Genomic DNA, 22,750 nt, shown 5'->3' with positions numbered 1-22,750 from the left:
CGTGCCTGAAATCTCCGCCGTCCCCCGTCCGGAGTACCCGCGTCCGCAGTTCGTCCGCACGGAGTGGCAGTGCCTCAACGGAACCTGGCAGTTCGAGAGGGATAGCGGTGACTCCGGGCTGGAGCGGGGCCTGCTCGACCGGGACCTGACCGGCGAGATCGTCGTGCCGTTCTGCCCGGAATCGTCGCTGTCCGGCATCGGCGACCCGGACTTCCACTCCGCCGTCTGGTATCGCCGCACCGTCCGGGTGCCGCAAGAGTGGGCAGGGCAGCGGGTGCTGCTGCACTTCCAGGCGGTGGACCACGACGCCACCGTGTGGGTGGACGGGGTCGAAGCCGGCCGGCACCGGGGCGGGTTCACCACGTTCAGTTGCGATCTGGCCGACGCGGCCGACCCCGCGCACACCTACACCGTGGTCGTGCGCGCCCGCGACCCCCGCGGCGGTCCGCAGGCGCGGGGCAAGCAGGCGGTCACCTTCGAGGGGCGCGGCGCTCACTACGGACGCACCACCGGCATCTGGCAGACGGTGTGGTGCGAGCCCGTGCCCGCCACGCACCTCGGCCGGCCGAAGATCACGCCGAACGTCGCGGCGTCGGCGTTCCGCATCACCGTGCCGGTCTCGGCCAACCGCGCCGGGCACCAGGTCAGGGTGACGGTCTCGGACCAGGCCGGCGAACTCGCGCGGGCGCAGGCGCGCGCCGACCTCGACCTGGCCGCCGAAGTGTGGCTGCCGCTGCCGGACGAGCGGGTCCGGCTGTGGTCCCCCGAGGATCCGCACCTGTACGACCTGCGCATCGACCTGCTCGACGGCGACGGCGCCGTGCTCGACACCGCCACGAGCTACGCCGGGCTCCGCTCGGTCGCCATCGACGGCCACGCCGTCCTGCTCAACGGCCGGGCGCGCTTCCAGCGGCTCGTCCTCGACCAGGGCTACTACCCCGACGGCCTGATGACCGCGCCCACGGACGAGGCCCTGCTCGGCGACATCGAGCTGGCCATGGCCGCCGGGTTCAACGGCGCCCGGCTGCATCAGAAGGTCTTCGAGGAGCGGTACCTGTACCACGCCGACCGGACGGGTTTCCTGGTCTGGGGCGAGTTCGGGGACTGGGGGGCCAACGTCTTCGGGCCGCCCGGCGACAACCAGCAGCCGACCGCCTCGTTCGTGACCCAGTGGGTGGAGGCGGTCGAGCGCGACTACTCCCACCCCTCCATCGTCGGCTGGTGCCCGCTGAATGAGACCTGGCAGCGGCTGCACGACCAGATCACCGTGCTCGACGACGTCACCCAGGGCATGTACCTGGCCACGAAGGCCGCCGACCCCACCCGCCCGGTGGTCGACGCCTCCGGCTACGCGCACCGGGTTCCCGGCGCCGACGTCTACGACTCGCACTGCTACGAGCAGGACCCCGAGGTGTTCGGCAAGCTGATGGCGGGCCTGGCCGACGGGACGCCGTACGTCAACGCCGATCCCGACGGCACCGCCTGGTCGGTGCCCTACCAGGGACAGCCGTACTTCTGCAGCGAGTTCGGCGGCATCTGGTGGAACCCGGACGCGCGCCCAGAAGAGTACTCCTGGGGATACGGCGAACGCCCCACGAGCGAGGAGGAGCTCCAGGTTCGCTTCGCCGGCCTGGTCGGGGTCCTGCTGGACGACCCCCGGATGTTCGGCTACTGCTACACCCAGCTCACCGACGTCTTCCAGGAACAGAACGGGATCTATCGCTTCGACCGTTCGACCAAGCTGGACGTCTCGCGGATCCGCGCGGCACAACTCCGTCCGGCCGCCATCGAGCAGGCTCGATCGGAGACCGAGGAATGTTAACCATCGCGAACAAGCGGCGGACGTTCGCCGTCGGACTGGTCACCGTCTTGACGCTGCTGTCCACGGCCGCCCCCGCGCTCGCCTCCGCCGAACCCCCGCCCACGGCGGCGAGCCCCGCACGGGGCAAGACGATCGAGGTGCGCGGCCGGGTCGTGGACGCCCGTGACGGCACGCCGATCTCGGGGGCCGGCGTGCACGCCTCGAGGTCCGCGGTCCACGCGACGACCGCGGGCGACGGCACCTTCTCCCTGGCCGGCGTGCCCGACAGCAGCGCCCTCGTGGTCGCGGCCAAGGAGGGCTACGCCTTCGCCTCGGCGACCGTGGGAGGTTCGCTCACCCTCAAGCTGAGGCCTGACGAGCCGGCCAGGACGGAGTACCCGCGCCCTGACGCCGATCGGCGCCCGTTCACCGGCGACACGTGGCTGTCGCTCAACGGCACCTGGTCCTTCGACTTCGACCCCGGCGACGTCGGGGAGCGCGAGCGGTGGTACGAGCCGGGTCACCCGTTCGGCAAGGCGATCCGGGTGCCGTTCGGCTACCAGTCGCTGGCCGCCTGGGGCGAGGAGGAGCTGGCGACCAAGGAGATCTTCCGCAGCGCCTTCGCCTCCTACCGGGGAACGGTCTGGTACCGGCGTTCCTTCACCGTCCCCAAGGACTTCTCCGGGCAGGTGCGGCTCCGGATCGGGGCCGCCGACTGGGGTGCGGCGGTCTGGCTCGACGGCAGGCCGGTGCTGCCCTACTCCGGTGACGGCTACACCGAGATCAGCGCCGGGCTGGGGTCGCTGGCTCCCGGCTCGACCCACACGGTGACGATCCGGGTGGTCGCGCCGCCGACGACGCCCGACTCGCCGTATCCGCAGGGCAAGCAGACGGGCGAGCCCGCCGGCGCGGACACCGGCTGGTTCACCGACGTCGGCGGCATCTGGCAGTCGGTGTGGATCGAGCCGTACGCCGGCGCGCGCCTCACCCAGACGCGGGTGACCCCCGAGTTGACCTTCGAGGCGGACGCGCGCACGCCGTCCGCCTCGGCGGCGAAAATCGACGTCGCCGCCGACGGCGGGGCGACGACCGCCACGGTGAAGGTGAAAGACCCCGGCGGGAAGGTCGTCGGCACCGCCGACGTCCCCCTGAACGACGGCAGGGGCAGCGCGACGATCCCGATCAGGAACCCGCGCCTGTGGGAGCCGGACGATCCGGCCCTGTACACCGCCGACATCCGGCTGGGCGACGACGACGGCGTCAGGACCACCTTCGGGATGCGGACGATCGAGCGCAAATGGGCCCCCGGCCACACCGGCGAGTACCAGTACATCCATCTCAACAACCGGCCGGTCTACCTGCGCGGCGTCCTCGACCAGGGCTACAACCCGTGGGGCCTGTACACCTACACCGGGGTCGGCGCGGGTCCCGACCTGCGCACCGGGACCGAGGCCGATCCCGGCCGAGGATCGATCCTGCTCGACCTGAAGAACGCCAAGAAGCTCGGGTTCAACGTCATCCGCAACCACCTCAAGGTCAACGAGCCCGCCTACTACCACTGGGCGGACAAGCTCGGCCTGATGATCTGGTACGACCTGCCCAACGCGGGCTGGCACTCCCTGGGCCCGGAGGCGGAACGACTCTTCGAGGGCCTGCTGCGCGCCACGCTCCAGCGTGATCACAACCACCCGTCGATCGTGATCTGGACGATCTTCAACGAGTCCTGGGGGATCAACGAGGAGCCGTGGCAGCAGCCGATCCCGGCCAAGGCGTTCCCGTACGTGCGCGCGATGGTGCAGGTCGCACGTGACGCCGACCCGTCCCGGCTGATCGTCGACAACTCGGCCTGCTGCCAGAACGGTCACCTCGAGGACACCGACCTCAACGACTTCCACTGGTACCTGGCCGGCTACGAGGAGTGGAAGAAGCTCCTGGACGGGTTCGACGCCCAGGTCAAGCCGGGCTCGACCTGGAACTTCAACGCCGGAGCCCAGAGCGGGCAGCCCTGGCTCAACTCCGAGTTCGCCATCAGGTCCGGCCAGTTCCCCCACACGGCTGGGCTCTTCCGCGCCTACCCCAAGCTCAACGGCTACGTCGGCGTCCAGATCGCCGAGACGGAGCAGGAGGTCCAGAGCCCGGTCACCTTCGACCGGCAGCCGAACCAGCCGGAGTTCGTCGACCATGAAGGCCGGCCCCGCGGCATCGAGATGTTCCAGGGCGACGACGCGATCTCGCTCATGGGCACCTCGGCGCGCGGCGTGGAGCGCGGCGGCACGATCGAGGTCCCGGTCAAGGTCAGCCACTTCAGTGACAGCGACCTGTCCAGGGCCAAGCTCCGCTGGAAGATCGGCGGCTACGACGACCAGGGCCGTTGGATCGCCGACGCCGCAGGCGGCGGCTCGCGTCCGGTCGCCCCGGCGCGCTACACCGTCTCCGACGCCGGAACCGTGTCGGTGACCGTGCCGGAGCGGCTGCGGAGCGGGTACGTGTGGATCTGGCTCGAGGCCGGCGGCAAGACCTCGGGCGAGAACTACCTCACCTTCGACACCTCGGTCCCGGACGGCGGCTTCTCCCCCGGCGACGTCACCGCGCAGGAGTGGACCGGCGGGGCCCAGGCCCGGACCACCGGCGGCTCGGACTGGGTCACCGGCCACGGCCGCGGCTACTTCGACTACGAGGTCAAGGTGCCGCAGGATGTTCGCAAGGGCCGGGCGACCCTGGTCGCGGAGGTCGCCTCCGCCCAGGCACGCGGCTGGTACGACCCCAACAACGTGACCACCGCCCGCCGCTTCCCCACCCGCCTGACCGTGTCCGTCAACGGCGCCGCGCTGCCGGCGGTCGAGTTGCCCGACGACCCCCACGGTCCGACGGCGCTGGCCGGGCGATCCCGCGGTTCCCTCGTGGGTGACTTCGGCAACCGGTACGGATACCGCCTCGCTCTCCCGATCACCGCCAAACAGCTCGGCGACGCGGGCACCGTCAAGCTGCGCTTCGCCTCCGACGGCGGCGGGCTGTCGATCTTCGGCGTCCGCTCGGGCCGCTACGGCACGCCGCCCGCGCTGGTCGGCGGCCCGGTCTCCGTGCCCGACGAACGTCCACGGTTCCGCGCCGTCGACTCCCGCCTGTCGGTGTACCAGGCTCCGGCCGCGATCTCCCCCGCGACCGGCACCGGGACGGTCCTCGTCTCGGTCGTCAACGACACCGCCAAGGCGGCGGGGAACGTCCAGGTGCGGCTGGCGGCCCCCGAGGGCTGGACCGCCACCGGCGCCGAGCCGAGCACGATCTCCTCCCTGAAGCCCGGCCAAGCCCGTCACATCGCGTTCACCGTGCGGTCCGCATCGCCCGTGCGGACCGGCCAGAGCGCCGACTTCACCGCCACCGCGAGCTGGGGCGGCCACGCCATCCAGGCGATCAGCAGATCGACGGTCGCGTTCGACCCCGGCGCCTACCCCGAGGTCGGAGTGGACGACGCCTTCGACGCCGACTCCAGCGCCGACTACACCCTGCACCAGCCGTCGGCGGGCGAGGCGTCACCCCAGCTGGCCTTCGGCGCGGGCAGTCTGCGGGCGCAGGGGACGGGCGCCTACTTCGGGCTGGTCGCCCATCGCTCAGGACCTGCCACTTCCCGGGCGGTGGTGATCGTCGACCACGGCAGGTGGGCCGGCACGGGCAAGGGGCAGGACGCCCTGTTCAACGGGCTGGTCAAGGACGAGCGCAACTACGTCATGGCCTGGACCGGGATCAAGGGCCAGCACGGCGTCGACATCAGGATCGACGGCAAACTCACCAGCGCCGGCGGCGGCACGGGGGTCCTGGAGCCCGGTGATCGATGGGCGTTCGTCCTGGACGGCAACACGATCGGCACCTGGGTCGATCGCGGCGGCGGCTGGGGCTGGTCCCAAATCATGACGAGCACGACCCAAGGCCGGATCGACTTCACCCGGCCGGGCGCGCTGGACGGCTGGCACTACGCCGCCGGCCTGCGCAGCAACGCCGGCACCCAGGAGATCGCCCGCCTCGAAGGACGCAGCGTCACCGGCTGAGCACGCCCGGGGCGCGGACACCACCGCGCCCCAGGCTTCGGCGGCCCGCTGGTGCGGCCGAGCGGTTCCTTTACCGCCCGGCCGGGAGGTCCGGCCGGGTCGCGGGGGTCCCTCTCGATCGGTCCATCTCCCGCCATTCGGGGCGCAGCCCGGTCAGGCTCGTGGTGAGTGCGTAGGCCGTCCCGCACGTCACCAGCACCGGCGCCAGGCCCACGGCCGTCACCGCCACGCCGCCCAGCAGCCCGCCGAGCGGGATTCCGGCCCAGGCCAGCGAGACCTGCAGCGCCTTGACCCGGCCCAGCAGAGGAGTGGGCACCCGCTCGTACAGCAGGGCGCTCAGTATCGGGTTCAGGAACCCGCCCGCGAACCCGCCCACCGCGAACACCGCCGCCATCGCCCACACCGGCAGGTCGGCGGCCAGCACCAGGAACCTCGCCGGCCCCGCGATCAGGAACGCGATGAAGAACACCGGCCTGCGCCGCATCCGGTGCGCCACGGCCGCCGCCACCAGGCTTCCCGCGACGGCGGCCAGCCCCTGCGCGCCGGCGTTCAGGCCGAGCACGGCCGGCCCGTGGCCGGACTCCTTCGCCCACACAGGGGCCAGCACCTGGCTGAAGGCGGCGTCGAGCAGGTTCGTCACCCCGACCATGACCGCGACAGCCAGCAGCAGCGCATCGCCGCGCAGAAACGCCAGCCCCTGGCCGAACCGCCGCCAGTAACCCTCCTTCTCCCCCGCGACCTGAGTGTGGCGGTGGCCCATGTCGCGCGGCAGGGCCCAGGCCACCGCCGCCGACCCCAGCACAAAGCAGGCGGCGCTGACGCACAGGCTCGTCAGCGGCCCGAGCAGCGCCACCATCGCCCCGCCGAGCGCGGGGCCGATCGTTCCCGCGAGCTGCTCCGTCGTGCCCACCAAGCCCGTGGCCCGCTCCAACGGCACCCGCCCGCGTTCCGCCGCCTCCGGGATCATGACCTGCTTGGCCAGGTCGCCGGGGCCACGGGCGGCGCCGATCACCGCCACCAGGACGAGCAGCGCGCCCAGGGGCAGCAGGCCGAACGCGTGCAGCAGCACCACCGTCCCGGCCCCCGCCGCGCTCACCACGTCGGCCAGCCACGAGATCCTGCGCGGCCCCATCCGGTCCACCAGCGGGCCCATCAGCGCCTTGACCAGCACGTACGGGGTCATCTCCGCGAACGCCACGAGCCCCGTCTGCGCCGCGCTGCCGGTGCTCACCAGCACGAACCAGGGCAGGGCGATGGCCGACACCCGCGTCCCGGTCAGTGCCACCGCGATGGCCGCGAGCACCCCGGCCAGCGGCCGGAACGACCGTCCCTCCTCGGCGGGTGACGGCGGGCGCATCACGGCTCGTCCCCGGCCTCGGACAGAGCCCGGCCGGTCACGGCTCCTCCGTGAACTCGGGCAGGACCTGCGTGATCAGCGAGATCCGCACCGCGTCCGGCGGCGCCTGCACCCCGGGCGCGTCCCGCCGGTAGCGCGCGATCACCTCCCTCAGCTCCTCGCCCAGCCGACGCCCCTCCTCCGCCGTCAGGCGCAGCGCGAACGAGCTCAGGTCCATCACGCGCCGCCACTCGCGCGGCATCGTCTGAATCTCGTTCAACGCCCGCTGGGTGCGCACGTTGTACAGGGCCGCCACCGACTGCATGTAGGCCAGCACCGCCTCCGGCTCCCGGTCCGACAGGTCCTCGTCGCTGAGCCGGGTGGTCTCGTGGACCGAGCGCCACCAGCGCTCGCGAGCGTTGCCGCGCTCGGCGTCCTCCTCCACGAACCCGGCCGCGGCGAGTCTGCGCAGGTGGTAGCTGGCGGTGCCCGAGTTCACGCCGAGCCGCTCGGCCAGCCGGGTCGCGGTGGACGGGCCGTGTTTGCGCAGCAGGTCGACGAGCTGGACGCGCACCGGATGGGCCAGGGCACGCAGCCCTTTGGCGTCAAGGACGACCACGCTCTCGTGGGAATCGGTCATGTCGCGCAGCCTAAACCGCAAACAGTTCTTCGCAAAGACTTCTTCGCGAAGAACTGTTTGCAATCTTAGGGGAGCACGTCACGCAGGAGCTCGCGCCCACCCGGACGGCGCTGCCACTCCCTGGGGTAGCCGAGCGACACCTCCTCGAAGCGCACGCCGTCGTACCAGGTCTCGCGCGGGATGTGCAGATGCCCGTAGATCATCGCCGCGGTCCGGTAGCGCGTGTGCCAGTCCCTGGTGGCGGTCGTGCCGCACCACTGGGCGAACTCGGGGTAGCGCAGGATGTCGGTCGGCTCGCGGACCAGCGGATAGTGGTTGACGAAGACGAGCGGCACGTCCTGGCCCGCCACCTCCGCCAGCCGCCCCTCCGTCAACTCCAGGCGCGCCCTGCACCAGGCCTCGCGGCTCGGATACGGGTCGGGATGCAGCAGGAACTCATCGGTGCACACGATCCCCGTGCCGTGAGCGTACTCAAGGGCGCTCTCCTTGGTGGCGCAGCCCGGAGGCAGGAACGTGTAGTCGTACAGGAGGAAGAGCGGCACGATCCGGACAGGGCCGCCCGCGCCCTCCCACAGCGGGTACGGGTCCTCCGGCGTCACCACGCCCAGCTCCCGGCACACCTCCACCAGCCGCTCATAGCGGGACACTCCGCGTAACTCCGGCGGTTCGCCCTGGGTGGTCCACAACTCGTGGTTGCCGGGAACCCAGACGACCCGCTCGAAGCGGCCCGCCAGCAGGCCCAGCGTCCAGGCGATGTCCTCCAGCTTTTCGCCGACGTCCCCCGCGACCAGCAGCCAGTCACCGGGGTTGGCGGGTTTCAGCTCGCGCACGATCGCCTTGTTCTTGGGGTACGACACATGCAGGTCGCTGACCGCCAGCAGTCTGCTCTCGCGCTGCGGGGCGTGGCCGTCCAACAGGCGTGCCTCCTTCTCGGGTGACCGCCTTGGCTTTTGGCGGCGCTTTCCCAGGGTGAGACGAGCATGACACGGACGCGCTCAGCGCAGCATCACATGGCACGCCAGTTGCAGGGCCAGGCGGGTGGTGGCGTCGTCCAGGTCCAGGCCCGCCGACTTGATGCGGTCCAGGCGGGTGGTGATCGTGTTGCGGTGCACGCCCAGCCGTTCCGCCGCCTTCAGCGCCCCGCCCTCGTCCAGGACGGCGGCCAGCGTCTCCAGCAGCGTCCCGTCCTTGTCGACCGCCAGCAGCGGCCTGAGCACCACCGCCGCCGGGGCCCGCAGGACACTCGCGGGCAGCGCGCTCAGCAGCTCGGCCGGGCCCATGCGGTCCGCCCGCGCCACCGTCCCCTCCCCTGCCACGAACGCCGCCGCCTCGGCGCCCAGCAGCGACTCCCGCACCGCCGCCAGCCCCTCCACCCTGGCGCCCACCCCGGCCGCGCACGGCCACGGCAGGGTCTCCAGGCAGCGTTCCAGCCGTTCCGCGAGCCTGCCCGGCTCCACCGCCGTCCAGCCCGCCCAGCCGTTGCCACGGCGCAGCACGGGGACCTGGCCGAGGGCGGAGGTGATGAGCGTCTGGGCCAGCGGGTCGTCGTCGGCCTCCACGATCGGGCGGACCTGATAGGCGGTGAGCGGGCCGCGCACGGACCACCCAAGCGCGACAGCCCCCGCCACCACCTCGGACTCCCCCGCCCCCACGACTCCCGACACCTCCTGAGCACCCGAGGTCCTGGTCCCTTCCCGGGTTCCCCGCGCCTCCACTGCCCCCTGCGCCTCCCGAATGACCGACGCCTGAATCCCCGACCCCCGAGTGCCCGATGCGCGCGTGCCCGACGTCTCCGGGGCTGCCGGGGTGTCCGAGGCTGTCTGGGTCTTCGGGGCTGCCGGAGTCTTCGAGGTTGTCGGAGTCTCCGGAGCTGCCGGGGTCTTCGAGGCTGCCGGAGTCTGCGGGGCTGCCGGGGTCTGCGGACCTGTCTGGGGCTCCGGGGCTGTCTGGGCTCCTGGAGCTGCGGGGGTCCCGGCAGGCGTCTGAGCTGGCGGAGGTTCCTGGATCGCGGAGGTTTCGGCGAGGAGGCGTTCGGCGAGAGCCGTCTGCACGGCGAAGTCACCCGCAGCCCGCAGCCGCTCCTGCGCGGCCCAGGCGGTCAGCGGGGCAACCGCCAACTCCAGCACGGTACGCACCACCGACGGCCAGCCGGGCGACCTGGACGAGCCGACGGCCACCAACGTGCCCAGCAGCACACCATCGGGCCCAAGCACTTCCACCTCAGCCGACCACCGCGCACCACCGACCCCCTCGGCCCCAGCCCCCGTGTGCGGCTCGCCCTCCGAACCGGGCCGGGCTCCGTGCGCGCCTGCCACTGTCGACCGCGCTCCGGAGACACCCCGCGCCCCAGGCCGCGCCTCGGGAGTGGGCTCGGCCGACGGCCGCGCGTGAGCCCCACCCTCGGGCGTGGGCCGGGTTGCGCTGCGGCTCTCACCGATGTGGGAGGTCGCGGTCTCAGTTCCTTCGGCGGCCAGAGAGACTTCCGGTGAATGGCCACGCGTGCTCCCCGGCTCACCCGGCGAACGACCAGAGGCGCTCTCCGGGTGGCTTGGATGACGACCAGAGGTGGTTTCCGGGCGGCCTGGGTGATGGCCGGGGGTGGTTTCCGGGTGGCGGCCGAGGTTCTGGCGGCCGGCCGTGTGGTGGCCGTAGCGGTCGAGGAGGGCCACCGCCGTGCCTGGCAGTTCCGCGTTCAGCACCCCCAGCACCCGCCGCGCCGAAGGCCCCGCCTCCGCCAGCCGGGTGGCGCAGCGGGCGACGAGTTGGGTGCGGGCCGCGTCAGGGCGGGCGGCGGCCGACGCCACCCGGACCGCGACGATCAGCGGATCCTCGTCCACGAAGATCAACGTGACGCCGAGCCGCTCGGCCAGCACCTCTCCTGACCCCTCGCTCGACCCGCCCGACGGGGCGATCACGCAGGCCGCCGCCTGCTCCCAGGCACGGCGCATCGCCATCTCCACCGCCCACCCGCCGCTGGCCGCCGCCCCGATGAGCACCACCGCCGTGTGCGGCGCCACCGATCCGAGCACCGACAGCTCGTCCACGATGCGCACCTGACGCACCGGGTTCTCGCCGGTGCCGTACATTCGCGCCCCCGCCAGCGGCCCGGCGTTGACCAGTTCGGCCACCGTGACAGGCGCCTCCCAGCCGGGTGTCCGCATCCCGCCGATCACAGCGGGATCCCGAACGCGCGCAACCCGCCCAACGCCAGCCCCTCGTCGGTGTGCCACACCGGCGCCGCCCGCACCACCATGATCTCGACCTCCTGACCGGGCCCCGCCTTGTCCACGTCCACCACCATCCCGTCGTCGGTCGAGATCATGCAGATCTGGTCGGGCGCCATCGCCACGACCGCCCCGTCCGCCAGCGCCAGCACGATCTCGTTGTGCGCCTCCAGCCGCACCAGCCGCCGCAGCCCCTCCGACTCGCGTACCACGATGCTCGACGGCAGCGACGGCAGCGCCAGGTCGGCCCCGTGCCCGGTGCTGCCCTCCACGGCCAGGATCTGCCCCTGGCACAGTGTGCGCACACCGTACGGGGCCGCCGTGGACCGCGGCGCGCCCGGCACGCCCGCCCTCAGCAGCAGGCTCACCGTCCCCGGCACCAGCACCCCGGCCAGCTCGCCCGCCGTCATCGGGTAGCACGCCGCCAACGCCCATCCGCCGAGCGACAGCACCACGGGACGCAGCAGCTCCTCCACCCGGTCGGGCGCCGTTTCAAGCACCACCAGCTCGCCTGACGCGCCCGCCAGCGCCAGCGGCGCGGGGCTCACCCCGCCCAGCGTGTACGTCGTCTGCTCCACCAGCGGGAAGACCCGCCCCGTCCCGTCACCGTCGACCATCGGCACCCCGAGTTCGGCCGCGGTGATGAGCGGGAGCAGCGCGTTCTCCGCGGCCAGGTTCAGCGCCACGATCGCTCCGGCCCGCTGTCCGAGCCTGCGTTCCACGGCTCGTACGGCCCGCACCGGCTCGTCCCCGCGCGGCAACTGCTCCCCCAGCGCGGTCGTGGAGCCGGCCAGAGTGATGGCCACGCACAACGTCCCCGGGTCCAGCTCCTCGGCGGTGACCAGCCCGACCCCCGCCCCGAGCACCGAGCCGGCCCAGTCGAGCGCCAGGGTGTGCGCCGACTCCGTCGCCCCGGTCGCGAACAACCGCGCCCCTGCCGACAGCCGCCCGAGCTCCCCCCGATCGATCACCCGCCCGCCAACGCTCACGGCCCGGTCACCGTCCCTTCGCCGACACGACGTCATCCCTCGCCGTCATCGGCCCGGCCCGCTCATGGCGCCGTCCCTTCGCCGTCATCGGCCTGGTCCCGCTCATGGCGCCGTCCCCTCCGCCGTCACCCGCACCCGGTACAGCCCGTCCGGCAGGTACGACAGCGGATTCGCCGTCGTCTCGGCGATCCTGGCCGACCCCGGCGCGGCCCCGGCGCTGACCACCCGGGTGAGCGCCTCGTCCCTGGCCTCCTGCAGCACCCGATCCAGCTCTGCCCGCCCCCGCGCCTGCACGATCCTCTCCACCTGCGCCTCAGGCCGCCCGAGCGCCGCCCCGTAGGCCGCCGCCATCTCATCGCAGACCCCGTCAGAACGAGAAGGGCCGAAAGCCGCCCGCCCGCGCGCCAGACCGGCCGCCCCGCCCAGGGCGCACGCCTGCGGATAGCGCCGGAAGTACGGCGCCGACACCAGCCCGCGCCCCGACCGCGCGAAGTAGGCGGGAACGCCGGGCAGTTCCCTGGCCACCTCGTCGGCGATCCGCCCCGCCTCGGGCCCCAGGGCGGCGTTCCTGATCGCGTCCGCCTCCCGTTCCCGCAGCCCCGGCTGCCCGAACTCATACGACAATGTGATCCGCGCCCCCGGCACCTCGGCCGCCACGATCGCCGCCACCGCCAGCTCGTGATCGGCCAGCATCGGAGACCCGGTCGCCGTCACGGCGAAGTCCACCAGCCCGCACGAGGCCGCGAAACGCCGCACCGCCTCGGTGTCCAGCGGCTCCAGCACCCGCCCCGTCAGGCTGTGCCCGCCCCGCACGATGATCGCCACCCCCGAGCCGACGACCGGCCGCAACACCGGCGGGCAGGGGCCGCCGACGCGGATCGCGGCCACCGGCGCGACCGGCGCGGCGGCCAGGTCCACCGCCACGCACACCCGCTCCGCCGCCCGCGCGGCAACCCTGGCGACCGGCCACTCGGGGACGCCGTCCCTGACGGCCACCACCGCCCGCTCGGGAAGGGCCACGCCGAGGATCACTCCAGCTCGCGCCCTTCGGTCTCCGGCAGCGGCACGGCCAGCAGCGCCGTCGCCACCATGAAGGCGTTGATGACCAGCATGGTCGGCGTGAAGCCCGTCGCGTGCGCCAGCAGCGCGCCCACCGCCGACGGCGCCACCGTGGTCGCCACGAGCTGCGCGGCCGTGGCCCACGAATAGCCGGTGCCGCGCAGGTGGGTGGGGTAGAGCTCGCCGTTCCAGGTGTTCCAGACGCCCCAGGCGCCCAGGCTGAAGAACGACAGGACGAAGTTGCCCAGGTAGAGCGCGGGCATCGTGGTGGCGGTGGCGAACAGCAGCCCGCCCAGCGCCGCCGCCACGACGTACACGAGGAAGACTTTCTTGCGGCCGAACCGGCCGGTCAGCAGCGAGGCGCTCACGTACCCGGGGATCATCATGAGCGCGCTCAGCGCCGCGAAGCCCAGCGACGCCGACAACGTCAGGCCCTTGGACTGCAGCAACGTCGGCAACCACGTCTGCAGCCCCCAATAGCCCCAGTTGAAGAAGAAGTTCAGCGCCAGCATGACGACGGTGACCCTGGCCAGCGGCCCGTGGAACAGGTCGAGCGGCCGCCCGACCCGCTCGCTCACCACCGTGAACCTCGCCTCGGCGTCCGGGCTGCGCAGCTCCCGCAGCACCGCCCGCGCCTCCTCCTGGCGGCCGCGGGCGGCCAGCCAGTACGGCGACTCGGGCACCCACGCCCTGATCGCGAACGCCCACAGCCCGGCCGCCGCGCTGGCGATCACCACGACGTGCCAGCCGAGTTCGCCCAGCGTCACCGACGCGCCGATCGCGGCCAGCATGCCGATCGGCCACCCGATCGACAGGTACACCGCCGCCCGCCCCCGGTGTTTGGTCGGCAGCAGCTCGAGAAAGTAGGGGAAGGTGATCGTGTAGACGCCCGCGAGCGCCAGCCCGGAGGCCACCCGCAGCGCCACCAGCACCGGCAGGTTCGGCGAGAACGCCGAGGCGAAGGCGATCACCCCGTAGGCCGGTAGCGACCAGAACGCGGTCGGCTTGCGCCCGACCCGGTCGGCCACCGGCCCCCACACCAGCACGCCCGGGATCATGCCCAGCGCGACCGCCGACAGCGCGATCCCGATCCCGGTCTCGTCGATCCCGAAGCTCGCCCCCAGGCCACCGGAGACGTAGACGAGCGCGAGCTGCTCCCACGACTCGATGACGAACGCGATGAACAGGGCCAGCGCGATGAGCACGTGCCGGCGGGTGAACGGCATCCGGTCGAACGCGGCGCCGATGGGCAGCGTTCTGGAGTCGACGGCGGTCATGCAAACTCCTCGGAGGGGGGCGCGACGTATGGCCGCACCATAGAGCCGTCCCCCTCGCGCGCCGCTGTGCGTGCCGCCCTGGCGGTCAGGGCGTTGTGTGCCGTACGCACTGGGCGCGGCCCCGGCGGCCCTCACCGGGCCGCCGGACGAGTCTCGCGCCCCCGGGTAATAACGGTCCGGGGGGTTCGTCGCGCCATAGCTCCACGCCGAACGCCTTTACAAAGTAGATTCGGGTGTCTCTTCCCTTCTACCCTTGATGCCACGATTCGCATATAGGGCACCACCCGAATCGGTCAAATCTCCATCAATCTCTCTTCAGCTCGTGGGCCAGCTCCTCCAACTCGGCCCCGCCCGCCATGAGCGCCGTCAGTTCCTGCGCCGTGATGTCGGCCTTGGCGTACTCGCCCAGGCTCGTACCCCGGTTGAGCAGCAGGAACCGGTCTCCGACCGGATAGGCGTGATGCGGGTTGTGGGTGATGAAGACCACGCCGAGCCCCCGGTCGCGGGCCCTGGCGATGTAGCGCAGCACGATGCCCGCCTGCTTGACGCCGAGCGCCGAGGTGGGCTCGTCCAGGATGAGCACGCGGGCGCCGAAGTGCACGGCCCTGGCGATGGCCACCGACTGCCGTTCGCCGCCCGACAGCGTGCCGACCGGCTGGTCCACGTCGCGGATGTCGATGCCCATCGCCCGCAGTTCCTCGCGGGCCACCCGGCGGGCCTTGGCCACGTCGAAGGCCAGGCCCTTGCGCGGCTCGGAGCCGAGGAAGAAGTTCCGCCAGACCGACATGAGCGGGATCATCGCCAGGTCCTGGTAGACGGTGGCGATGCCCCGGTCGAGCGCGTCGCGCGGGCTGGACAGGCGCACCTCGGCGCCGTCCACCAGCAATGTGCCGGCGTCGTGCCGGTGCACCCCGGCCAGGATCTTGATGAGTGTGGACTTGCCCGCGCCGTTGTCGCCGAGCACGCAGGTGACCCGGCCGGCCTCCACGCCCATCGACACCTCGCGCAGCGCCAGCACCGAGCCGAACGTCTTGCCGATGCCGCGGGTTTGAAGGATCAATGTTTCACCTCCTCGGCATACCGCCGCACCAGGCGGTTGGCCAGCGTCGCCAGCAGCAGCATCGCGCCGAGGAAGAACTTGAACCAGTCGGCGTCCCAGCCCAGGAACACGATGCCTTTGTCGGCCATGCCGAAGATCACCGCGCCGATGGCGGCCCCGATGGCCGAGCCGTACCCGCCGGTCAGCAGGCAGCCGCCGATGACGGCGGCGATGATGTAGATGAACTCCTGGCCGATGCCCACGTTGGCCTGCACCGAGGTGTAACGCAGCGCCAGGATCGAGCCGACCAGCCAGGCCGCGAACGCCGTCGTCATGAACAGCGCGATCTTGGTCCGGGCGGCGGGCACGCCCACCGCGCGGGCGGCCTGCTCGTTGCCGCCCACCGCGAAGATCCAGTTGCCGGCCTTCGAGCGCATGAGCACCCACGTGGCCAGCGCGGTCACCGCGATCCACCACAGGATCGCCACCCGGAAGGAGGTCCCGCCGATCTGGATGGTCCCGGCGAACAGCGCGCTGGCGCCCTCGAAGCCCGGCGCCCTGCGCAGGCCGCTGACCTGCACGGTCCCGGTGATGGCCTTCGTGACGCCCAGGTTGACGCCCTGCAGCATGAGGAACGTGCCGAGGGTGACGATGAAGCTCGGCAGCTTCGTCCTGGTGACGATCAGCCCGTTGGCCAGCCCGACGCCCAGCGCCACGACCAGCCCGACGAGCATCGCCGCCCACACGCTGAACCCGAAGCGGGTGGCCAGCGTGACCAGGATCAGACCGCTGGTGCCGGTCAGCACGCCCGCCGACAGGTCGAACTCGCCGCCGATCATCAGCAGCGCGACCGCGACCGCCATGATGCCGAGGGTCGCCGCCGGGTCGAGCCAGTTGGCGATGCCGTCCGGCGAGCGGAACACCGGCGACTGCGCGGCGAAGAACGCGAACACCACGACCAGCCCGACCACCGCGCCGAGTTCCGGCCTGATGAGCAGACGGCGGGCCAGCCCGACGTCGGCGACCCTCTCGTCGGCCGCGATCGTCATCGGGTGCCGGCCTCGGCCAGCTTGGCCACCTGCTCGGCGTTGTCCTTGGTGACGAAGCCGGGCCCGGTGTTGACGGGCAGGCCGCCGCCGACGGTGTTGAGGTTGTCCTTGTACAGGGTCAGGAACGTGATCGGCAGGTAGCCCTGCAGGTACTGCTGCTGGTCCACCGCGAACAGGATCTCCCCGTCCTTGATCGCGGCCACCACGTCGGCCGACAGGTCGAAGGTGGCCAGTTTGGCCTGCGACCCCGCGTCCCTGATGGCGTCCCTGGCGGCGACCGCGACGGCCGGGTTGAGCGTGAGTACGCCGCCCACCTGCTTGTCCGACTGGAGCTTGGCGGCAACCTTGGAGGTGACGTCGGCCAGGTTGCTGACGTCAACCTGCAGCCGCTCGACGGCGCCGCCCAGCGTCTGCTCGGCGCCCTTGCAGCGCTGGTCGAGGCCGACGTTGCCGGCCTCGTGGATGACGCACAGCAGCTTGGTGACGCCGGCGGCCTTGAGCTGCTCGCCCGCCCCGCGCCCGGCCACGTCCTCCGACTGGCCGACGTGCGTGATGGCGCCGAACGCCTTGGAGGAGTCGGCGCCCGAGTTGATCGTCACGACCGGGATCTTCGCCGTGACGGCCTTGCCGATGGCCTCCTTCAGCGCGTCGGGGTTGGCCATGGAGACCACGATGCCGTCCACCTTCTCCGAGACGGCCTGGTCGATGAGCTGCGACTGCTTGGCGGGGTCACCGTCGCCCTGGTAGGTGACCTTCACGCCGTACCGCTTGCCCGCGGCCTCCGCGCCGTTCTTGACCACGTCCCAGAAGGAGTCTCCTGGCGCTCCATGGGTGATGACGGAGAAGCTGCCGCCCGCGGGGGCGGCGGCGGGGGCCGCCGGGCCGCTCTGCGCGCTCTGCCCTCCCGAGGAGGAACAGCCGCTCACGGCGAGCGCGCCCAGCAGCGCCAGCACGATCGGGGTACGTCTCATAGGACACCTCCAAGACCAACGGGCTTGGCCTGGTTGTACCCCAATGTCAACTCTTTGTATAGACATGCTGACCTATGCCGAGCGCATCGGCCGGCCGGCTGCCTCAGTCCTCGCCGGACTTCCACTGGAAGATGTACGACATCACGAAACCGAGCAGCCCGGTCACCCCGGCCGCCACCGTCATCGCCATGCCGAGCGCGGAGACCGCCCCCGAGACCAGCCCGGGGTCGCCGACGACGAGGCCGACCGCCTGGGTGAGCACGACGACCACGCCGAGGGCCAGGAACAGCACGACGCCGATCTTGAACAGGATCATGGTGAGGTTCTTCACGGGGGGTCCTCTCAGATCGGCAGTGCGCCGGTGGCCACCAGCACGCCGATGACCAGGGTCGGGATGACGAACCAGACGATCAGCCGGCCGAACGTCCTGGCCGGGTCGACCTGGGCGATGCCGCTGGCGATGTAGATGGGGGCCGCTCCCGGCGGCGAGGCGCCCTCGGTCGAGGCGAAGATCATGATGGCGGTGGCCGCAGCGGCGGGCGCGACCCCGGCCGAGGTCAGCGCGCTGAAGGCCACGCCGCCGACCGCCGCGATGGTGGCGGTGCCGGTCAGCGGCGCGGCGATGACCACGATCAGCAGGCCGACCAGGGTGGCGATCACGACGGGCGGCGCGTCGAGGCCCTTCATGATCGCGGTGAGCTGGTCGACCAGGCCGAGCTCGCCCAGGCTGGCGGCGGCCGCGAAGGCGAAGAAGAGCGTGGCGCCGATGACCGCGTACCTGGGGGCCATGTCGCCGAGCAGTTCACTCCAGGCGCGGCCGGTGCGCGGCAGCCGCTTCCACGCCACCGCCAGGGTGGCCAGCACGGTCAGCACCGGGATCCACACGACGATGCTGATGTCGCCGGCCGCCTCGCCGACGCGCGACTCCATGAACGCCACGCCGAAGTCGAGCGTCATCAGCACGGGGATCATGATGCCCGCGTACACCAGCAGCGACGTCCATCCGGCGCGCAGCGCCTCCCGCAGCGGGACGATGTCGGCGGCGTCGGTGGCCGCGATGCGGTGCCGGCGCACCCACAGGAAGACCACGACGAACCGGTAGAGCACCGTCCACATGCCGCCGACGAGCGCGGGCACGAAGAGCTGGTCGGCGCTCAGCACGGGCGCCACGGCGGCCGAGCCGAGCAGCAGGAACATCGACGAGCTCGGCGGGATCGAGATGCCGAGCCCGGCGTTGCCCGCCACCAGCGAGGCGGCCAGGTCGGGCCGCCAGTTGGAGCGGGTCATCCACGGGATGGTCACCGAGCCGACGGACGCGGCGATGCCGGAACCCGAGCCCGCCGGACCGCCGAGCAGGGCGGCGGCCGAGGTCGAGACGTAGCCGGCACCGCCGCGCAGCCGTCCGAAGATGGAGTTGAGCACGGTGACCTGCTCCTGGATCAACCCCAGCCTGGTGAGCAGGTAGCCCATGAACACGAAGGCCAGCGCGGCGAAGACGACCTCCTCCGCCACCGCCTCGGCGATGCCCGCCCAGGCCAGGCCGAAGAAGTCGGCGCCGCCGAACAGGCACACGCCGGCGAAACCGATGAGCATCGCCTCACCGATGTTGCGTTTCAGCACGCCGTTCCAGACGACGATGATGGCGATGTAGGCGATGAGCGCCCAGACGGCGATTCCCATGGCGTGACTGACCTCCGATGGGGGGAAATGGGGGGGGTTTACGCGCGGCCGATCGTCATCGATCGGCCAGTCGCCGCGCCAGGGCCACGGTGCGGCGGGCCCTGGCGACGATGGGGGCGTCCACGAACCGGCCGTCGGGCAGGGCGACCGCGCCGAGCCCCGCCTGTTCTGCGGCCCGCGCGGCCTCGACGATCTCGGCGGCCCTGGCCGCCTCCTCCTCGGTGGGCCGGAACGCCCGCCTGATCACGGGGATCTGGCGGGGGTGGATCGCGGTCCTGCCGAACAGGCCGAGCGCGCGGCCCGCCCGGCTGGAGGCCAGCAGGCCGGCTTCGTCCTGGACGTTCGGGTAGACGGACATCGGCACCGGCGGCAGGCCCGCCGCGGCGGCGGCGATGACGGCCTGGAGCCGGAGGTGGTTCATGGCGTTCTCGTCGGTGATCGACAGCTCGGCGGCCAGGTCCTGCTCACCGAGCGCGATCCCGGCCACGCTCGGGTGGGCGGCGATGGCGCGGGCGTTGACGAGCCCGGCGGCCGACTCCAGCAGCGCGTAGGCGGGCGCGCCCGCGATCGCGTCGAGCACCTCGGCGGACTCGACCTTGGGCACCCGCACGCCGTCGGCGAGCTGTCCGACGGCCGCCAGGTCCTCGCGGCCGCGCGCGGTGGCCAGGTCGTTGATCCGCACGTGCACTTGGCCCTCGGCGGGGCGTTCGCGCAGGTAGGCGACGGCGTTGGCGCGGGCCTCGTCCTTGCGGGCGGGCGCGACCGCGTCCTCCAGGTCGATGATGACCACGTCCGCGCCGGACGCGGCCGCCTTGGCGAAGCGCTCGGGGCGGTCGCCCGGCACATACAGCCAGGTGACGTTCACGCGATCACCCCGTCCTCGCGCAGCGCGGCGATGCGTTCGCCGTCGTAGCCGAGTTCGGCGAGCACCTCGTCGGTGTCGCGGCCGAGCGGCCGGCCCGGCCAGCGGATCTCGCCGGGGGTCTCCGACATGCGAAACAGCACGTTCTGCATGGTGACCTGGCCGATCTCCTCGTCGGGCACGTCGACGAAGGTGTCCAGGGCCGTGTACTGGGCGTCCCTGGCGATGTCGGAGACGTCGTAGATGGGCGCGACGGCGGCCTGGACCTCCTCGAAGCGGGCGATGACCTCATCGGCGTCCCGTTCGGCGATCCATGAGGCGACCGCCTCGTCCAGCTCGTCCACGTGCTGGACGCGGCCGTGCCCGCTGGCGAACCAGGGCTGCTCCACCAGGTCGGGCCGGCCCACGAGGGTGACCACGCGCTCGGCGATGGGCTGCGCGCTGGTGGAGATCGCCAGCCAGCGGCCGTCGCGGGTGCGGTAGGTGTTGCGCGGCGCGTTGCTGGTGGAGCGGTTGCCGGTGCGCCGCGGCACGATCCCCAGGGCCTTGTAGGCGCTCATCTGCGGCCCCAGCAGGCCGAGGATCGGCTCGATGATCGCCATGTCGACGACCTGGCCGCGTCCCGTCTGTTCGCGGGCGCGCAGGGCCACCATGATCGCGTACGACATGGCCAGGCCCGCGATGCCGTCGGCCAGGGCCAGCGGCGGCAGCGTGGGCGGGCCGTCGGGCTCCCCGGTCATGGCCGCGAACCCGCTCATGGCCTCGGCCAGCGTCCCGAACCCCGGCTGCTTGGCCATCGGGCCGAACTGCCCGAACCCGGTCATCCGCGCCACGATCAGCCGGGGATTGAGCTCCAGCAGGTCCTCGGGGGCCAGGTTCCAGCGTTCCAGGGTGCCGGGGCGGAAGTTCTCGATCAGCACGTCGGACCGTTCGGCCAGGTGGCGCAGGATGTCCTGGCCTTCGGCCCGCGACAGGTCCACGGCCGCGGCGCGCTTGTTGCGCGACAGGGTCTTCCACCACAGGCCGACGCCGTCCACGGAGGCGCCGTGGCCGCGCGAGGGGTCGCCGCGGCGGGGGTGCTCGATCTTGATCACGTCGGCACCGAAGTCGGCCAGCATCATCGCGGCGGAGGGGCCGGCGAACAGCGTCGCCGCGTCGATGACGCGCAGGTCGTCGAGGCTCGTCATGGGTATGTAACTTATAAGAAATATGTCATAGGTCAAGCTTTCGACTGATCAACCGGGATTTTGAGGGACACTTGACGACATGTCCACCAGCGAGCCGCGGCCGCCCATGAGCAAGGCCGACTATGTCTACAGCGTGCTGCTCGAGGAGATCCGCAGCGGGCGGATCCCCGGGGGCACGGCGCTGCGGGCCGCCGACGCGGCCAAACGGCTCGGCGTCTCGGTCACGCCGGTGCGCGAGGCGCTGCGCAGGCTGGAGAAGGACCGGCTGATCAGCTACGAGGCGCACCACGGCGCGACCGTGGTGGACCTGGGCGACGAGGCCGTGGCCGAGTACTACGGCCTGCGCGCGGTCGTCGAGGGGCTGGGCGCGCGCCTGGCCGCCGCGCGGATCACGCCGGAGGAGCTGGCGTCCCTGCGCGAACTGCACGCCGCGATGACAGCCGACGCCGAGCGCGGCGAGAACGAGCGGCTCGGCGAGCAGAGCAGGCACTTCCACCTGCGCATCGTCGACATCGGCGGCCCCGCCTTCCTGGGCGCGCACGCCAGGTCGGTGCGCAACAGCTTCCCCGTGCCCGCCGAGGCCTCACTCTGGCTGGACGACGGCCAGGCCAGAGCCCAGCTCGACGCGCACGCGGGCATCCTGGCCGCTCTGGAAGCCGGCGACGGCGACGCGGCGGAACGCATCATGGTCGAGCACGTGCGCAGCGCGGGCGAACACCGCACCCACCACTGACCACCCGCCCGGGGGCGCCTCACATGTGCCGGCCATCAGAGCCACGCGCTCTCCCCTTCCCACCCGTACCGGGACGGGCCGAACCTCGCCACGCCGCCGAGCCAGGCCGTCAGCTCGGGCGCCATGTCCACCTCGCTTCCGTCGGGCCGCCACTGCGGCACCCACACCAGCCCGGGATCGAGCAGTTCCAGCCCGTCGAACAGGGCCAGAACCTCCTCACGCGAGCGGAAGTGCACGCTCAGCCCCAGGTGCCGGTTGGCCTCCTCGACGGCGGCCCGCATGCCGTCGTCGTAGGCGTCCATGCTCAGCGCCGTCAGCCACAGGTGGCTGCCCGGCGCCAGGGCGGCGCGCAGCCGCGCCGTCCACGAGACGTCCCAGGCCGGGATCTCGTGCACCGACAGCACCCCGACCGCGACCGGCTCGGCCCAGTCGACGAACGTGCGCACCATGGGCTCGCCCAGCAGCTCGGCCGGGTCGGCGAGGTCGCAGGCCACGATCCTGACCCGGTCGGAGCCCTTGCCGGTGACGGCCATGGCGTGGGCCACCATGTACGGGTCCTGCTCCGCGTACACGACCCTGGCCAGGGGGAACACCTCGTGGATGGCCTCGTGGGCCGGGCCCGTGCTGGGCAGGCCCGTGCCGTACAGGACGAACTGGTCGACGCCCAGCCCGGCCAGGTGCCGTACCACCCGGCGCACGTGCTGGTGGTGGGCGACGAGCGCGGTGGCGGCTTCGGCGCTGAGCCGCTCGGCCGCCTCCAGCGCCTCGCGGTCGGCGGCGAAGTTCTGCTTGCCGCCCTGGGCGGCGTCGTACATGCGGGCGGTGCTGGCCGACCCCAGGGATGCGATGTTGTCGGGCAT

Annotated in this window: 18 protein-coding genes; 3 read left to right on the top strand and 15 right to left on the bottom strand. The window is 72.2% G+C overall.

Annotated elements, in window-relative coordinates:
• Position 1 precedes the first annotated feature (1 nt).
• Entirely contained in the window at positions 2-1,822 is a 1,821-nt protein-coding gene (locus ACFOY2_RS24990) for a glycoside hydrolase family 2 protein (RefSeq protein ID WP_379530507.1), read from the top strand.
• On the top strand, positions 1,816-5,844 hold the full coding sequence (locus ACFOY2_RS24985) for a glycoside hydrolase family 2 TIM barrel-domain containing protein (RefSeq protein WP_379530506.1): 4,029 nt from the start codon (positions 1,816-1,818) through the stop codon (positions 5,842-5,844). The genes ACFOY2_RS24990 and ACFOY2_RS24985 overlap by 7 nt, the downstream gene beginning before the upstream one ends.
• A 70-nt stretch (positions 5,845-5,914) precedes the next feature.
• Here the strand turns inward: ACFOY2_RS24985 and ACFOY2_RS24980 are convergent, their stop codons facing one another.
• From ACFOY2_RS24980 to ACFOY2_RS24915, 14 genes are all read right to left on the bottom strand, one after another.
• Positions 5,915-7,201 (bottom strand): MFS transporter, encoded by a 1,287-nt coding sequence (locus ACFOY2_RS24980; RefSeq protein WP_379530505.1) that lies wholly within the window; start codon positions 7,199-7,201, stop codon positions 5,915-5,917.
• A gap of 37 nt (positions 7,202-7,238) precedes the next feature.
• Positions 7,239-7,820, bottom strand: coding sequence for an ArsR/SmtB family transcription factor (locus tag ACFOY2_RS24975; RefSeq protein WP_379530504.1), 582 nt, complete (start codon positions 7,818-7,820; stop codon positions 7,239-7,241).
• 65 nt (positions 7,821-7,885) lie between these two features.
• Positions 7,886-8,734: a metallophosphoesterase family protein gene (locus ACFOY2_RS24970; protein ID WP_379530503.1), complete on the bottom strand. Its 849-nt coding sequence runs from the start codon at positions 8,732-8,734 to the stop codon at positions 7,886-7,888.
• A gap of 81 nt (positions 8,735-8,815) precedes the next feature.
• Positions 8,816-10,981 (bottom strand): PucR family transcriptional regulator, encoded by a 2,166-nt coding sequence (locus ACFOY2_RS24965; RefSeq protein ID WP_379530502.1) that lies wholly within the window; start codon positions 10,979-10,981, stop codon positions 8,816-8,818.
• An 8-nt stretch (positions 10,982-10,989) separates the two neighbouring features.
• On the bottom strand, positions 10,990-12,033 hold the full coding sequence (locus ACFOY2_RS24960; RefSeq protein WP_379530501.1) for a DUF917 domain-containing protein: 1,044 nt from the start codon (positions 12,031-12,033) through the stop codon (positions 10,990-10,992).
• 102 nt (positions 12,034-12,135) lie between these two features.
• Positions 12,136-13,065, bottom strand: coding sequence for a hypothetical protein (locus tag ACFOY2_RS24955; protein ID WP_379530500.1), 930 nt, complete (start codon positions 13,063-13,065; stop codon positions 12,136-12,138).
• A complete protein-coding gene (locus ACFOY2_RS24950) occupies positions 13,062-14,369 on the bottom strand; it encodes an MFS transporter (RefSeq protein WP_379530499.1) in 1,308 nt (435 codons plus the stop codon). Before ACFOY2_RS24950 ends, ACFOY2_RS24955 begins: the two co-directional genes overlap by 4 nt.
• A 304-nt stretch (positions 14,370-14,673) precedes the next feature.
• A complete protein-coding gene (locus ACFOY2_RS24945; RefSeq protein ID WP_379530498.1) occupies positions 14,674-15,429 on the bottom strand; it encodes an ATP-binding cassette domain-containing protein in 756 nt (251 codons plus the stop codon).
• The gene (locus tag ACFOY2_RS24940) at positions 15,426-16,457 is read right to left on the bottom strand and encodes an ABC transporter permease (protein WP_379530497.1); all 1,032 of its coding nucleotides are present in this window, start codon (positions 16,455-16,457) and stop codon (positions 15,426-15,428) included. Before ACFOY2_RS24940 ends, ACFOY2_RS24945 begins: the two co-directional genes overlap by 4 nt.
• The gene (locus ACFOY2_RS24935; RefSeq protein WP_379530496.1) at positions 16,454-17,428 is read right to left on the bottom strand and encodes a sugar ABC transporter substrate-binding protein; all 975 of its coding nucleotides are present in this window, start codon (positions 17,426-17,428) and stop codon (positions 16,454-16,456) included. The genes ACFOY2_RS24940 and ACFOY2_RS24935 overlap by 4 nt, the downstream gene beginning before the upstream one ends.
• A gap of 103 nt (positions 17,429-17,531) precedes the next feature.
• On the bottom strand, positions 17,532-17,759 hold the full coding sequence (locus tag ACFOY2_RS24930) for a hypothetical protein (RefSeq protein ID WP_379530495.1): 228 nt from the start codon (positions 17,757-17,759) through the stop codon (positions 17,532-17,534).
• An 11-nt stretch (positions 17,760-17,770) separates the two neighbouring features.
• Positions 17,771-19,108, bottom strand: coding sequence for a TRAP transporter large permease subunit (locus ACFOY2_RS24925; RefSeq protein ID WP_379530494.1), 1,338 nt, complete (start codon positions 19,106-19,108; stop codon positions 17,771-17,773).
• A 55-nt stretch (positions 19,109-19,163) separates the two neighbouring features.
• Positions 19,164-19,973 (bottom strand): HpcH/HpaI aldolase/citrate lyase family protein, encoded by an 810-nt coding sequence (locus ACFOY2_RS24920; RefSeq protein WP_379530493.1) that lies wholly within the window; start codon positions 19,971-19,973, stop codon positions 19,164-19,166.
• The gene (locus tag ACFOY2_RS24915; protein WP_379530492.1) at positions 19,970-21,157 is read right to left on the bottom strand and encodes a CaiB/BaiF CoA transferase family protein; all 1,188 of its coding nucleotides are present in this window, start codon (positions 21,155-21,157) and stop codon (positions 19,970-19,972) included. The genes ACFOY2_RS24920 and ACFOY2_RS24915 overlap by 4 nt, the downstream gene beginning before the upstream one ends.
• 79 nt (positions 21,158-21,236) lie before the next feature.
• Between ACFOY2_RS24915 and ACFOY2_RS24910 the strand changes: the two genes are divergently transcribed.
• Positions 21,237-21,890 (top strand): GntR family transcriptional regulator, encoded by a 654-nt coding sequence (locus ACFOY2_RS24910; RefSeq protein WP_379530491.1) that lies wholly within the window; start codon positions 21,237-21,239, stop codon positions 21,888-21,890.
• 35 nt (positions 21,891-21,925) lie between these two features.
• Here the strand turns inward: ACFOY2_RS24910 and ACFOY2_RS24905 are convergent, their stop codons facing one another.
• A complete protein-coding gene (locus tag ACFOY2_RS24905; protein ID WP_379530490.1) occupies positions 21,926-22,750 on the bottom strand; it encodes an SAM-dependent methyltransferase in 825 nt (274 codons plus the stop codon).

This window comes from Nonomuraea purpurea, from assembly GCF_042650645.1.
Lineage (GTDB): Bacteria > Actinomycetota > Actinomycetes > Streptosporangiales > Streptosporangiaceae > Nonomuraea > Nonomuraea purpurea.
This window is presented reverse-complemented; position numbering and strand designations above follow the sequence as displayed.